Here is a 14,814-nt window from a genome sequence, read left to right on the forward strand (position 1 = left end):
TTTCAAGGACAGTATTCATGGCTCCGATTGACCTGCCTGCCGCTACCGGCCCGGTACATTTCGTCGGTATTGGCGGTATCGGCATGAGCGGCATTGCCGAGGTGATGCTCAATCTGGGCTACCGGGTCTCGGGCTCCGACCTGAAAGACAGTGCCAATGTGGAGCGGCTGCGAGCCAAGGGCGCGGTCGTGCATATCGGCCATAAGGGCGAAAACGTGGAAGGGGCGGGCGCACTCGTCGTTTCCTCGGCGGTGAAGCGCGACAATCCCGAATTGGTGGCGGCGCGTGCGAAGCGCGTTCCGGTCGTGCGCCGCGCCGAAATGCTGGCCGAGCTGATGCGCCTGAAATACGCCGTGGCCGTCGGCGGCACGCATGGCAAGACCACGACCACCTCCCTCATCGCTGCGCTGATGGATGCGGCAGGCTTTGACCCGACTGTCATCAATGGCGGCATCATTTCTGCCTATGGATCGAATGCCAAGATGGGCGAAGGCGAGTGGATGGTGGTGGAGGCCGATGAGAGCGACGGCTCCTTCCTGAAGCTCCGTGGCACTGTCGCGCTCATCACCAATATCGACCCTGAACACATGGAGCATTACGGCGATTTCGATGCGCTGCGGGATGCCTTCGCCCAGTTCGTCGAGAACCTGCCCTTTTATGGCTTTGCAGCGTTGTGTACCGATCATCCGGAAGTGCAGGCGCTCGCCGCCCGCATCGAGGACCGGCGCATCATCACCTATGGTTTCAACCCCCAGGCCGATGTGCGCTGTGTGAATTTGCGCACCAGCCCCGAAGGCGCTGTGTTTGATATCGTCTTCCAGCCGCCGGGCGCAGAGCGCCTGGCATGGAAGGACATCTCCCTGCCCATGATGGGCGAGCACAACGTGCAGAACACGACCGGGGCGATAGCCGTCACACAGGCGCTGGGCTGTACGCAAGATGCGGCGCGCGAGGCGCTGGGCGGGTTTGCCGGGGTGAAGCGGCGCTTCACGATTACCGGCGCGACCAAGGGGGTAACGGTGGTTGACGATTATGGTCACCACCCGGTCGAGATCGCCGCTGTTCTGAAGGCCGCGCGCCAGCGGGCCGGGGAAGGCCGGGTCATCGCCGTTGTCCAGCCGCACCGCTATACGCGCCTGAATGATCTCTTCGAGGAGTTTTGCACCTGCTTCAACGATGCTGACAGCGTGCTCGTCACGGACGTCTACTCGGCCGGTGAAAGCCCTATAGAAGGCGCAGATCAGGCTTCACTGATTGCCGGCCTGCAGGCCCATGGCCACCGCGATGCCTCGGCCACCGCGCGCGACAGCCTTCCCGGTGACCTCAAGCCCCGCGTGAAGGCGGGCGATCTGGTGGTCTGCCTTGGCGCTGGCGACATCACGGCCTGGGCAGCAGAACTGCCGGGACGGCTGGAGCAGGTGTTGTGAGGGGTCACAGCCCTTTCCTTCGTCATTCCAGAAGCGCCGTGAGCCGCTATCTGGACCCCATTCATTGTTTGAAAACGGTGGGTTCCGGCTTTCGCCGGAATGACGAGAGGTGGGGTGCATACTCCCTCATCCTGAAGGCGAGCGAAGCGAAGCGTCTCGAAGGACGAGGGAGTATGACATGACCTTCCCCTCGCTCCTTCCCCAGCTTCCGCAGGTGCGCGGGCAGTACATAGAGAACGCGCCGCTGTCTGACATTACCTGGCTGCGTGTCGGCGGCCCGGCGCAGGTGCTTTATCTGCCTGCCGATGAGGCTGATCTTGCGCGTTTTCTGGCGGAAACGCCCGAAGATATTCCTGTCCATGTGCTGGGTGCCGGCTCGAACACGCTTGTAAGGGATCGCGGCGTGCCGGGCGTGGTGATCCGCCTGACACCGGCTTTTGCGCGCGCGCAAGTCCTTGAGGGCAACCGCATCCGCATCGGTACGGCGCTGCTGGACAAGATGGCTGCCAAGGCCGCGGCCAAGGCAGGCATTGCGGGGCTGGAGTTTTATGTCGGCGTGCCGGGCACGATTGGCGGCGCGATCCGCATGAATGCGGGCTGCTACGGCTCGGAGACGAAGGATGTACTGGTGGAGGCGATTGCCCTCGACCGCCGCGGCCGCCGCCTGATCGTGATGCCGGACGAGCTGGGCCACGCCTACCGGCACTGCGCCGCGCCCGAAGACTGGATATTCACCGAGGCGGTGTTTGAAGGCCGCGCGGATGAGCCGGCCGCCATCCTGACGCGCATGGACGAGATCACGAGAAGGCGCTCCGAGACCCAGCCGATCCGCGAGAAAACCTCCGGCTCCACCTTCAAGAACCCGGATCAGAAACAGAGCAAGGGCCGCTCGGCCTGGCAGCTGGTCGAGGCCGTCGGCGGGCGCGGACGGCGAAAGGGCGGCGCACGCTTTTCCGAGATGCACGCCAATTTCCTCATCAATGATGGCACGGCCAGCGCGGCAGATCTGGAAGGCCTTGTGGAGGACATCCGCGCCGAGATCGCCGCACGCGAGGGCGTGGATATGCACTGGGAGGTCAAACGGATTGGCCTGCCTGACGGAGACAATTCATGAGCAAGCGTATCGCCCTGCTTCAAGGCGGGCTCAGCCCGGAGCGTGATGTCTCGCTGGTTTCGGGGCGCGAGTGCGCCAGAGGGCTGCGGGCCAGGGGCCATGAGGTCACCGCGATTGATCCGGCACAGGAAAGCTGGATCGACGAGCTCAAAGCGCTCAAGCCCGACCTGGTTTTCAACGCGCTCCATGGCTTCTGGGGCGAGGACGGGCGGGTGCAGGGCGTGCTGGAATACTTGCGCATCCCTTACACCCATTCGGGGGTTCTGGCGTCGGCACTGGCCATGGACAAGCAGAAGGCCAAGGCGGTTCTGCGGCTTGCGGGCCTTAACTGTCCGGACGGGCTGATTGCCAGCCGGTTCGATGCCGCCCGCGAACATCTCATGCCCGCGCCCTATGTCGCCAAGCCGAACGATCAGGGCTCGTCAGTGGGGGTGCTGATCGTGCGGGAAGGCGCAAACCGTCCACCTGCAGAGCTGGCGGCTGACAGCTGGCCGTATGGCGATGACATTCTCATCGAGCGCTTCATCCCGGGCCGGGAGCTGACCGTGGCCGTGATGGGTGAGCGCGCCCTGACCGTGACCGAGATCGTGCCGAAGACAGCCTTTTATGACTATGAGGCGAAATACGCCGATGGCGGATCGGTACACCGTCTTCCCGCTGACATTCCGGCCCATGTCTTTGATGAAGCGATGGAAGCGGCCATCACCGCCCACCGGGAACTGGGTTGCAGGGGGCTGACCCGGTCCGATTTCCGCTGGGACGAGGACGGCGATGGCAAGCTTTGGTTACTCGAAATTAATACCCAGCCGGGCATGACTCCCACATCGCTTGCGCCCGAACAGGCTGCGCATTGCGGTATCGGATTTCCCGACCTTGTCGAATGGATAGCGGAGGATGCCAGTTGTCAGAGGTGAGGCGCTCGAGAACAGCTCCCACCCGTGCCGGACGATCCGGCGCAACGGGCCCGAAAACGCGTAAACCCCCAGCCTCCATCCCCCAGCGGCCGATTGCGAACTGGGCGAGCGCCCAGTTGCGCACCGCGCGCTATCGCACGGTCAATGCGCTGCGTCTGGGCTTCCTTGCGGTCGCCGGGCTGACGGGTCTGGCGGTCATCGGGCTTGCCATGACCGGCGGGCTGGGACCGGCGGGCGATGGCCTGCGCACGGCGTTTGCCGGCCATCTCACCCGCTCGGGTTATGTTGTGCGTGCGGTCGACGTGGTGGGCGCGCGCGACGTGACACCGGCCGAGATTGCACAGGCCATCGGCGCGCGCCCGGGCCGCGGACTGATCGATATTGATCCTGGGGAGGCCCGCGCCGCCATCGAGGCCATGAGCCGGGTGGAAAGAGCGCAGGTCATACGCCTGTGGCCGGACCGGATCAGCGTGATCATCACCGAGCGCGCGCCTTATGCGCTCTGGCAGAATGACGGCGTTCACTATGTCATCGACCGGCGGGGTATCGTGCTGGCCGGGGAGAACCCGTCAGACCACGCCGCGCTGCCACGCCTTGTGGGTGCCGGTGCAAACGAGGCGGCTGAGGAAATTATTACCGTGCTCGCCCGCCAGCCCGAACTCGCCAGCCTTGTCACCCATGCGGTCCGGGTGGGTGAGCGGCGCTGGAATCTGCGCCTGCAGTCGGGCAGCGACATTCTCCTGCCTGAAACAGGTGTCGCCAGTGCAGTGGCACTCATCGCTGCCCTGCACGCGGACCAGCGTGTACTGGAGCTTGATGCCCAGTCCTTTGACTTGCGCGGCGAAGGGGAAATGGCAATTCGCGCCTGGCCGGAACGTGCCGGGGGCGCTTCGGCCCGTGAGCGGGGAGCCTGACCTTCATGGGACTGTTCTCGCGCAAGACGGCCGATGCCGCGGGGGGAAAGCCGGGCTTTTACGCGGCGCTTGAGGTGGGTGCCGCCAAGACAGTGTGTTTCATCGTCAAGATGGAGGCGACCCTTACCGGACCCCGGCCGAGAGTGGTCGGTGTAGGCCATCATTCCAGCGCTGGCATGCGGGCGGGTGGTGTCGTTGATATCGACGCTGCGGCCAGCGTGATCCGCGCTGTAGTGGACAATGCAGAGCGCATGGCCCGTCACGCTGTCAGCGAGGTCAGCCTTGTCACGACAGCCGGCAGTCCGGCATCAGAGCGTGTCTCGGTAGAGGCGCCTGTATCGGGCCGCGAGGTGAGCGAACGCGACCGCAACCGTGTCCTTTCGGCAGGACTGCAGCAGTGCGCGCGGCCCGGACGTGCCATGTTGCACGCCATGCCCGTCTCCTGGCGTGTCGATGACAATCGCGGTGTCAAGGATCCGCGCGGCATGGCCGGGCGCAGCCTGGCGGTTGAGCTGCATGTCATTTCGGCCAATGCCGATCCGCTGCGCAATCTCATGAATGCGGTGGCGCAATGCCGGCTGGAGGTGAGCGAGGTCATAGCCTCACCCTATGCTGCCGCCCTGTCGGTTCTGGCCGGAGACGAGGCATTGCTCGGCGCGACCGTGATCGATATGGGCGCCGATACGACCAGCCTTGCGGTCTTCGCCGATGGCGTTCCGGTGCATGTCGACATGATCCCGGTCGGCGGCAATCACGTCACGCGTGACATTGCGCGTGGTCTTTCCACGCCTGTGCATGCGGCCGAGCGCATCAAGGCGCTCTACGGGTCGGCTCTGGACAGCCCGGACGATGACCGCGCGATGATCGAGGCGCCGCCGGTTGCAACAGATCCCGATTCCGGCATGAACCAGTACCCCCGCGCGATGCTGAACGCGATCATCCGGCCGCGGCTGGAGGAGATTTTCGAGCTGATCCGCGACCGCCTGGATGCCGCGGGTCTCAACGAGGCGTCAGGACGCATTCTGGTGCTAACCGGCGGAGCCAGCCAGCTTCCCGGCGTGGTCGAGCTGGCAGGGCGCGTCCTGCGCCGTCAGACGCGGCTCGGCCGCCCGGCGGCGATTGCGGGGCTGGGAGATGCGCTGGCAGGTCCCGGCTTCGCGGCCAGCACCGGATCGCTGGCCCGTCACGCCCGGGCGCCGGCCGAGATATTGTCAGGCCCGCCGCGTTTCATCACGGCGGCCTCTGCGCGCCGCGTGGCGCGGCCTGCATCTCAAAGCGGCCCGTCGGCGATCTGGCGCTGGTTTGCGGAGAGCTTTTGACCGGCGCATGTGCCGTTCGCTCTATGTTCCTGTAACCAATGCTAAAATATCGCCAATCATGTCAGCGGCATTTAACGCTCGCTTAAGCAACGCGCCCTCACACTGACGGCTAACCGGTATTAACCTTAGCCCGCGTGACGGAGCCTGTCCCCATGGCGCTGAATATTTCTGCCCCCGAAGCGACTGAACTTAAACCCAGAATTCTCGTTTTCGGCGTGGGCGGCGCCGGCGGTAATGCTGTCAACAACATGATCGATGCCAATCTGGAAGGCGTTGATTTTGTTGTCGCCAATACGGACGCCCAGGCGCTGCAGCGCTCTGGCACACCTAACCGTATCCAGATCGGCCATCAGATCACGCAAGGTCTTGGCGCAGGTGCGCGTCCCGAAATCGGCATGCAGTCGGCGGAAGATTCGATCACGGAAATCATCGAATACCTGCAAGGCGCTCACATGGTGTTCATCACTGCCGGCATGGGCGGTGGCACAGGAACGGGTGCAGCGCCGGTCATTGCGCGCGCAGCCCGCGAGCAGGGCATTCTGACCGTAGGCGTGGTCACCAAGCCGTTTCACTTCGAGGGTGCCAAGCGCATGCGTCTGGCGGAAGCCGGCATTGAGCAGCTTCAGGCTCATGTTGATACGCTCATTGTGATCCCGAACCAGAACCTGTTCCGCATCGCGACCGAAAAGACGACTTTTGCGGAAGCGTTCTCGATGGCCGACCAGGTGCTCCATTCGGGTGTGCGCGGCATTACCGACCTGATGGTCATGCCGGGCCTTATCAATCTGGACTTTGCCGATGTGCGCACCGTCATGAACGAGATGGGCAAGGCGATGATGGGCACCGGCGAAGCCTCCGGCGAGAAGCGCGCCATCGAGGCTGCCCATGCTGCGATCAACAATCCGCTGCTTGATGATGTTTCGATGAAGGGCGCGCGCGGAGTGCTCATCAACATCACCGGCGGCATGGACATGACGCTTTATGAAGTGGACGAGGCGGCAAACGAGATCCGCGATCAGGTGGATCCGGATGCCAATATCATTGTCGGCTCGACTTTCGATGAAAGCCTGAACGGGACGGTGCGCGTTTCGGTGGTTGCCACGGGTATCGAGGCTGAACAGATGCAGCAGGCCGATCCGCGCCGCCGCACGGAACCGGCCGGGGTGATGAGTACGCTCAAGCCGCGCGAGATTTCCCGTCCGGGTCAGCCGCTGGTGCGCCGTCTGAATGACGATGCCGAGACGGCGCGTGCCAAGGCCGTCGCCGATGGTGGCATTCATGCCAAGGCGGCTGCCTGGCGCGCCGCGCAGGAGGCGCAGGCCGAACCCGCAGCCCGGGAGGAGCAGCCCGCGCCGGCCCGTGCCGACATCATTGACGACGCCGTATCTGCGCCGGACGCCTATATGGCCGGTGAAGAGGCACCGGCTGTGGATACCCGCCCCGAGGTTGTGCGCCACCAGGAGCGTCTTGCAGAAGCCGCGCAAACCATCCGGCGTGAACCCGCCCCGCAACCCGAAGAACGCGAGGAAGCGCCCGCCCGCCGCGGCCTGTCGATCTTTGGACGCCGGGCCAAGGCGCCCGCCGCACCGGTGGAGGCCCGCACCGCGCCGCGTCCGCCGGCCCAGGCACAGCGTGCGCCTGCTGCTGCCGAGCCGGTTCAGCGTACGGCGCCGAGCGGTGATCTGTTCGGCGAGGAGTTCGACGACGCCGATCTCGACATCCCCGCCTTCCTGCGCCGTCAGGCCAACTAGACGGCTTGAAAAAGCCACAGGCACAGCCCCCGGAACCGGCAACGGTCCGGGGGCTTTTGCTTCTGGCGGACCGAATTGTTACAGCCCGCAACAATCGTTTAATTCCGCTCTGGGCATCCCCTCACTAGTGTGCAAATGCGAAGAAGAGGGGGTTTTGGCCTGTGCCGGGGGGCTTGGCCGGAACTGCAGCTGAACAAGCGAAGAAAGACCATTTGCATGGTGCGGGCAGCTTTTATGACTGAACGGACGACGCTGGCTCAAGCGGCGGTATGCGCGGGCATAGGCCTGCACACGGGCGCCCGGGTGCGCATGGTGCTCAAGCCGGCTCAGGCCGGGACGGGCATCGTGTTCGAGCGTACCGACCTGGATTGCGCCGACCGCCAGATACCGGCCCGCTTTGATCTGGTGCGCTCTACCGATCTTGGCACCACGATCATCAATGCTGATGGCGCATCGGTGTCCACGGTGGAACACCTGATGGCCGCTTTTGCCGGTCTGGGCGTGGATGATGTGCTTGTCGAACTGCATGGGCCCGAAGTGCCGGCCATGGACGGTTCGTCCATGCCGTTTATCGAGTTGCTGGAGCACACAGGCCTCAAGACCCAGCCCGCGCCGCGCCGCGCGATCCGCGTTCTCAAGCCGGTCGAGGTATCGCTGGGCGGGCGCAACGCTGTCTTCCTGCCTTCGCTTCAGCCGGCCATCGATGTCAGCATCGATTTCGACAACGCCGTCATTGGCCGCCAGCAATACCGCTTCGAGATCAGCCCGGCCGGTTTCCGCAGCGAGATCGCCGCTGCCCGCACATTCGGCTTCCGTCGCGAATACGAGACGCTGCTGAAAGCAGGCCTTGCGCGCGGTGGTTCGATGGATAACGCGATTGTTCTGGACGATGAGGGCGTCGCCAACCCCGAAGGCCTGCGTTTTGCCGACGAGTTTGTGCGTCACAAGATTCTGGACGCGGTGGGCGATCTGTATCTGGCCGGAGCGCCGATCCTCGGCCTTTACCAGGCTTCCCGTCCCGGCCATGGGATCAATAATGTCGCGGTGCGGGCCCTGATGGCGGATGTGTCGGCCTGGAAATGGGTTTCCATGAGCGAAATGGCCGAAACCGGCGAGCCGGGCAGGGCTGCACGCGGCTGATATAGACGCTCCGCTTCATGCACCGGGCTGACACAATGCTTTTTCCCTGCGCTCTGATCGGTTAGAAGACTCCGGCAGTCTGTTTTTGATGCCATGCCAAGGGGCCAGGAATTGTTGAACGCCACGCGTCTTATTCTCGTCATTTCCCTCTCGGCGCTTGTGCTTGCAGGCTGTCAGGGCAATCGTAACCGGGCTGAGCTGGCCTATGTCGCCCGCCCGGTGGAGACCCTCTACAACAACGCATTCCGCGAGCTGGAGCGCCGCCGTTACACGCAGGCTGCCACACTGTTCGACGAGGTGGAGCGTCAGCACCCCTTCTCCGAGTGGGCCCGCCGCTCGATCCTCATGGCTGCTTTCGCCAACTACCAGGCCGGCCGCTATGAGCAGGCGATTGCCAATGCCGAGCGCTTCATCGCGCTTCACCCCGGCAGTTCCAGTGCGCCCTATGCCTACTATCTCATCGCGATCTCGCATTATGAGCGCATCTATGATGTGGGCCGGGACCAGTCCACCACGCAGGCCGCCTATGACGCGCTTCAACAGGTCGTGCGGCGCTTCCCCGACAGCCCCTACGCCCGTGATGCCCGCCTGAAGATCGACATGACCCGCGACCACCTTGCGGGCAAGGACATGGATGTCGGGCGCTGGTATCTGCGCAACGGCTTCCATCTGGCCGCCATTGGCCGCTTCCAGAATGTGATTCGTGAATACGGCACCACCAGCCATGTGCCTGAGGCGCTTCACCGTCTGGTCGAGGCCTATGTCGCAATGGGCGTGGCCGAGGAAGCGCGCCAGGTCGCGGCGGTTCTGGGACATAACTTCCCCGGTTCTGCCTGGTATCAGGACAGCTATACCCTTCTGACCTCCCGTGGCATTGATGTGCCCGGCGAGGGCGTCGAGGAGAGCGATCCCGGCCTTCTGCGCCGCGCCATGAGCCGGATTTTCGGCTAAACCCGGGCGGGAGACGCGGGGAGCCATGCTCGCATCCCTCTCCATACGCGATATTGTACTGATCGACCGGCTGGACCTTGCCTTCCAGCCCGGCCTGTCCGCGCTGACCGGTGAAACCGGGGCCGGCAAGTCCATCCTTCTGGGAGCTCTTGGCCTTGCATGCGGCGAGCGTGCGGACCGGGCCATGGTGCGCGCCGGGGCCGATCAGGGCAGCGCCATCGCCGTCTTCGAACTGCCTGACGGCCACAGCGCCTATGCGCTTCTTGACGAAGCAGGTATCGCTTGCGAGCCAGGCGAGCCGGTCATTCTGCGGCGATCGGTAACCGCTGATGGCCGTTCACGCGCGCATGTGAACGACCAGCCGGCCAGCGTCGGCCTGCTCCGTGCGCTGGGTGATGTGCTGGTGGAAATCCATGGCCAGCATGACGGGCGTGGCCTGCTTGATCCCAAATCCCACAAGCATCTTCTGGATGATTACGCCCGTAACGCCGCGCGCATCAGCGCCGTTGCGCGGGCCTGGGACACGCTGAGTGCAGCCCGGCGCCATGTCGAAAAGCTCAAAGCTGACAAGGCGCGCGCTGCCGAGGAAGAGACCTTCCTGCGCGATGCGCTGGAGGCGCTGGACGCGCTGGGCCCCCGCATCGGGGAGGAGGAGCAGCTGGCTTCGGAGCGGCGCTTCCTGCAACAGGCAGAAACCGCCTTGTCGGACCTTCAGACCGCAGCGGAGGCCTTTTCGGGGTCTGATGCTGTCTCGAGCCGCCTCAACCACGCGCTTAAAGGCCTTGAGCGCGTGCGTGCGAGCCTTGGCGCAGAGGCGGCTGCAGACAGCGCTCAGGCCAATGCCGTCAGCGCACTCGACCGGGCGAGCGGCGCGCTGGAACGCGCGCTGATCGAATTTGATGAGGCCGAAAGCGCGCTTGGCGATGCTGCCTCCGCCTTCGAGGTGGAACCGGGGGCGCTGGAGCGGGCCGAGGAGCGGCTGTTTGCCCTGCGTGCGCTTGCCCGAAAGCATCAGGTGGAAGTGGATGCCCTGCCGGCCCTGCGCGCAGAGCTGGCCGACCGGCTCGACGCGGTGGCTGACGGGGAAGGGCGCACGCGCGAAGCCGAAGCCGCGCTGAAAGCTGCCGAAGCTGATTATGCCCGCGCCGCCGGCGCGTTGAGCGAGACACGCAAATCGGCCGGTGAAAAGCTGGCAGAGGCCGTCATGGCTGAGCTGGCTCCGCTCAAACTGGAAAAAGCGCGCTTCCGCGTTGCCGTGACCAGCGATGAGTCCCGTGCCGGGCCGTCGGGCTGGGACACGATAGCGTTTGAAGTCTCCACCAATCCGGGTGCGCCCTTCGGCCCGCTCGACCGGATTGCATCGGGCGGCGAGCTGTCGCGCTTCGCGCTGGCGCTCAAAGTGTGTCTGGCCGGGTCTGACAGCGGCATCGTGATGGTGTTTGACGAGGTAGACCAGGGGGTTGGCGGGGCCGTTGCCGATGCGGTGGGCCACCGGCTGGCGCGCCTTGCCGAAGGCGGGCAGGCGCTGGTCGTCACCCACTCTCCGCAGGTTGCGGCCAGAGCAGGCCATCACTGGAAAATCGCCAAGGCTGAGGAAGGCGAGCAAATGCGCACCCGCGTTGTGCCACTCGACGGGCGCGAGCGCCGCGAGGAGATCGCGCGCATGCTATCAGGTGCGGAAGTGACCGAGGCTGCACGCGCCGCCGCCGACGAGCTGATGGCGTCATGACACCTGAAATCGAAAACCTCTCTCCCGACGCCGCAGCGGCAGAGCACGCCCGCCTTGCCGAAGAGATCGCGGCCCATGACCGGGCCTATTATGCCGAGGATGCGCCCGTCATTTCTGATGCGGAGTATGACGCCCTGCGCACCCGGCTGGAGGCGCTGGAAGCGGCCTTCCCTGAGCTGAAGCACGCCGAAAGCCCGACACAGACCATCGGCGCCAGGCCATCGGGCAAGTTTGCCGAGGTACGCCATGCCGTGCCCATGCTCTCGCTCGGCAATGCCTTTGACGAAGACGATGTGGCTGCGTTTGAGGCGCGCATACGCCGCTTTCTGAACCTGAAGGACGAAGACGTCCTCGCGTTCACCGCCGAGCCGAAGATTGACGGGCTGTCAGCGTCCCTTCGCTATGAGAAGGGAGTGCTCGTCACCGGCGCGACGCGCGGAGACGGCCAGACCGGCGAGAACGTCACCGAAAACCTCAAGACCCTCGATGAAATCCCCAGAACGCTCTCCGGCGATGTGCCGGACGTGCTGGAAGTGCGCGGCGAGGTCTATTTGAGCCATGCCGATTTCGCGGCGCTGAACGTGGCGCAGGAGAAGGCGGGCAAGCCAGCCTACAAGAACCCCCGCAATGCCGCTGCCGGATCGCTGCGCCAGATTGATCCGGCGATTACCGCCACCCGGCCTTTGCGCTTTTTTGCCTATGCCTGGGGCGAGGTGTCTGAGGCCCTGGCGGATACCCAGTCCGGCGCGGTGGCGCGCCTGAAGGCACTGGGTTTTGCCACCAATGCCGACATGAAATTGTGCGAGGGCGTGGACGCGCTGCTGGCCCATTACCGCGATCTGGAAGCGCGCCGGGCTGAGCTCGGCTATGATATTGACGGCGTTGTCTACAAGGTGGACCGGCTGGACTGGCAGGGCCGTCTGGGCTTTGTCGCGCGCGCCCCGCGCTGGGCGATCGCGCACAAATTTTCGCCCGAAAAGGCGGTGACGAAGCTCAACAATATCGAGATACAGGTGGGCCGCACCGGCGCGCTCACCCCTGTGGCCAAGCTCGAACCCGTCACCGTGGGCGGCGTCGTGGTCTCCAACGCCACCCTGCACAATGAGGATTATATCAGAGGCGTCGGCAAGGACGGCGAGCCTGTCCGCGGCGGAACCGATATCCGCATCGGCGACACCGTGATCGTCCAGCGCGCAGGCGATGTGATCCCGCAGATCGTGGACGTGCTCAAAGACCGGCGCGATGGCAGCGAGCGGGAATTCGTGTTCCCCAAGGTCTGCCCCTGCCCGCTGCAAACGCCTGCCGAGCGCGAAGTGAACCCGCGCACCGGCGAGGTCAATGCCGTCACCCGCTGCACCGGCGAGTTTGCCTGCCCCTATCAGCGCAAGGAGCACCTCAAACACTTCGTCGCCCGCAAGGCGTTCGACATTGAGGGGCTGGGCCAGAAGCAGGTGGAGGCCTTCTATGAGGAAGGCATTGTGAAGGAGCCTGCCGATATTTTCACGCTGGCAGCGCGCAATGGCTCGGGCGCCTTCACCCCCCCGATTGCCGAGCGGGAAGGGTGGGGCGAGAAGTCTGCTGCGAACCTGTTTGATGCCATCGAGGCACGTCGCACGATTGGTCTGGCCCGCTTCATCAATGCGCTGGGCATCCGCCATGTGGGCGAGGAGACCTCGCGCCTGCTGGCCCGAACCTATGGCAGTTGGGACGCATTTGAGATCGCCGCTGCCAAAGCTGGAGAGGAAGGTGAGGCGCGCGAAGCCATGCTGGGCGTTGATGGCCTCGGCGATACCGCCGTTGACGCCATTGGCCGCTTCTTTGCCGAGGAGCATAACCGCGCCGCGCTGGGGCGCCTGCTCGATCAGGTGAAAGTGGAGGACGCCGAGGCTGTCGCGACCGACAGCCCCGTCGCCGGCAAAACGGTTGTCTTCACCGGCGCGCTGGAGCGCTTCACCCGCGATGAGGCCAAGGCCCGCGCGCAGAGCCTTGGTGCGAAAGTGGCGGGCTCTGTGTCAGCGAAAACCGATTATCTCATTGCCGGGCCGGGCGCAGGCTCGAAGCTGAAAAAGGCTACCGAGCTGGGCGTCACTACGCTGACCGAAGATGAGTGGCTGGCGCTGATTGGCGGGTAGGGGGAAGGTGCTCACCTCTCACCCACATTCGTCAATCCGGATAAGCGCTGACGCGCTTTCCGGAACCCAGTCTTTCACTTGTGCTCCGCACTAACCTCGCCCTCGCGAGGGTTTGCGGAACAACAACACTGGGTTCCGGGTCTGCGCTTCGCTCCGCCCGGAATGACGAGGGTGTTGGAGTGACTACTCCGCTGCCTGCAGCTTGCCGGCGCGGGCATCCTCGATGCGCTGGCGGGCGATCTCGTCGGCGATGAGGTTGGCCGGGCGGCCTTCGCTGTCGGCCGTGTCGAGAATCTCGCCCAGCGTGGATTTGAGGCCCTGCAGCTTGCCTTCGACCCAGCTCTTGTCGAAGCGTGTGTCGATCTCGCCCATGATATTGATGATGCCGCCGGCATTGATGACGTAGTCAGGCGCGTAGGCGATATTGCGCTTCATCAGCTCCGCGCCCATTTCGCGCGTGGCGAGCTGGTTGTTGGCAGCGCCCGCAACGGCGCGCACTTTCAGCCGGTCGATGGTTTTCTCATTGATGATCGAGCCGAGGGCGCAGGGCGCGAAAATATCGGCCTCGACATCGTAGATATCGTCCTTGTTCACCGTCTTCGCGCCGAGCTTTTTCGCCAGCGCCTGCAGAGCATCCTCGTGGATATCGGTCAGGGTCAGCTCCGCGCCCGCCTTGGCGAGGTGTTCGCACAAATAGGAGCCGACATGGCCGGTGGCGCCCTGCACGGCAATCTTCACGCCTGCGAGGGATGATTTGCCAAGGGCCTTCTCCGCCACCAGCTGAATGCCCAGGAACACGCCCTTGGCGGTCGTGGGCGAGGGGTCGCCCGTGCCATCGGGCAGGCCGACAACATGGCGGGTCGTACGCCGCGCGCTGAGCATGTCTGCCGGGCTGACGCCCACATCCTCCGCCGAGATATAATGGCCATTGAGCGAATCCACGGCGCGGCCAAAGGCCTGGAACAGGGCCTCGCGGTCGAAATCACCCTTCGGCTTGATGATGACGCTCTTGCCGCCGCCAATCGGCAAATCCGCCATGATGTTCTTGTAGCTCATGCCCTGGGACAGGCGCAGCACGTCCGTCACGGCGTCCGCCGGTGTATCGTACGCCCACATGCGGCAGCCCCCCACCGCCGGCCCGCGCACCGTGGAGTGCACGGCCAGGATTGCCTGCAGCCCCGTGGCGGGGTCACTGGCAAACAGCACCTTCTCGTGATTGTCGAAAGCAGGATGTTCAAACACGCTGGCAGGCACGCTCATGGGGGAGTTCCTTTTTGAAGGCGCGCTGGTGGTTCAGCGCGGTGGCAGCGGTATCAACGGCGAGGGTGGGTGCTTTGCCCGTGACATGCCCTTCAAGACCGGATCCGCCCGTTTCATGGCCGCCATTTACTCGCCGTGCGGCGTTAACGCAAGTCGCGGAAAT

At 64.5% G+C, this 14,814-nt stretch carries 11 protein-coding genes; 10 read left to right on the plus strand and 1 reads right to left on the minus strand.

The window, feature by feature from the left end:
• Window positions 1–17 precede the first annotated feature (17 nt).
• The 10 genes from murC (at window position 18) to ligA (ending at window position 13,391) form a co-directional block, all read left to right on the plus strand.
• The gene (murC, locus tag IEV75_RS07185) at window positions 18–1,427 is read left to right on the plus strand and encodes a UDP-N-acetylmuramate--L-alanine ligase (protein ID WP_188451881.1); all 1,410 of its coding nucleotides are present in this window, start codon (window positions 18–20) and stop codon (window positions 1,425–1,427) included.
• A 178-nt stretch (window positions 1,428–1,605) separates the two neighbouring features.
• The gene (gene murB / locus IEV75_RS07190; protein WP_188451882.1) at window positions 1,606–2,541 is read left to right on the plus strand and encodes a UDP-N-acetylmuramate dehydrogenase; all 936 of its coding nucleotides are present in this window, start codon (window positions 1,606–1,608) and stop codon (window positions 2,539–2,541) included.
• The gene (locus IEV75_RS07195) at window positions 2,538–3,455 is read left to right on the plus strand and encodes a D-alanine--D-alanine ligase (RefSeq protein ID WP_188451883.1); all 918 of its coding nucleotides are present in this window, start codon (window positions 2,538–2,540) and stop codon (window positions 3,453–3,455) included. The genes murB and IEV75_RS07195 overlap by 4 nt, the downstream gene beginning before the upstream one ends.
• A gap of 116 nt (window positions 3,456–3,571) precedes the next feature.
• Window positions 3,572–4,369, plus strand: coding sequence for a cell division protein FtsQ/DivIB (locus IEV75_RS07200; RefSeq protein WP_188451884.1), 798 nt, complete (start codon window positions 3,572–3,574; stop codon window positions 4,367–4,369).
• Window positions 4,370–4,374: 5 nt separating this feature from the next.
• The gene (gene ftsA, locus IEV75_RS07205; RefSeq protein WP_188451885.1) at window positions 4,375–5,688 is read left to right on the plus strand and encodes a cell division protein FtsA; all 1,314 of its coding nucleotides are present in this window, start codon (window positions 4,375–4,377) and stop codon (window positions 5,686–5,688) included.
• Between the two features lie 152 nt (window positions 5,689–5,840).
• Entirely contained in the window at window positions 5,841–7,439 is a 1,599-nt protein-coding gene (gene ftsZ / locus IEV75_RS07210) for a cell division protein FtsZ (RefSeq protein WP_188451886.1), read from the plus strand.
• Window positions 7,440–7,673: 234 nt separating this feature from the next.
• Window positions 7,674–8,579, plus strand: a complete 906-nt coding sequence (gene lpxC, locus IEV75_RS07215; protein WP_188451887.1) for a UDP-3-O-acyl-N-acetylglucosamine deacetylase — start codon at window positions 7,674–7,676, stop codon at window positions 8,577–8,579.
• Between the two features lie 93 nt (window positions 8,580–8,672).
• Complete coding sequence (locus IEV75_RS07220; protein WP_188451888.1) at window positions 8,673–9,530, plus strand: outer membrane protein assembly factor BamD; 858 nt, start codon at window positions 8,673–8,675, stop codon at window positions 9,528–9,530.
• A 25-nt stretch (window positions 9,531–9,555) separates the two neighbouring features.
• A complete protein-coding gene (gene recN, locus IEV75_RS07225; RefSeq protein WP_188451889.1) occupies window positions 9,556–11,259 on the plus strand; it encodes a DNA repair protein RecN in 1,704 nt (567 codons plus the stop codon).
• On the plus strand, window positions 11,256–13,391 hold the full coding sequence (gene ligA, locus IEV75_RS07230) for an NAD-dependent DNA ligase LigA (protein ID WP_188451890.1): 2,136 nt from the start codon (window positions 11,256–11,258) through the stop codon (window positions 13,389–13,391). The genes recN and ligA overlap by 4 nt, the downstream gene beginning before the upstream one ends.
• A gap of 183 nt (window positions 13,392–13,574) precedes the next feature.
• Here the strand turns inward: ligA and IEV75_RS07235 are convergent, their stop codons facing one another.
• Window positions 13,575–14,651, minus strand: coding sequence for a Leu/Phe/Val dehydrogenase (locus tag IEV75_RS07235; protein WP_188451891.1), 1,077 nt, complete (start codon window positions 14,649–14,651; stop codon window positions 13,575–13,577).
• Between the last annotated feature and the right edge of the window lie 163 nt (window positions 14,652–14,814).

This window comes from Glycocaulis albus (assembly GCF_014639075.1).
GTDB lineage: Bacteria > Pseudomonadota > Alphaproteobacteria > Caulobacterales > Maricaulaceae > Glycocaulis > Glycocaulis albus.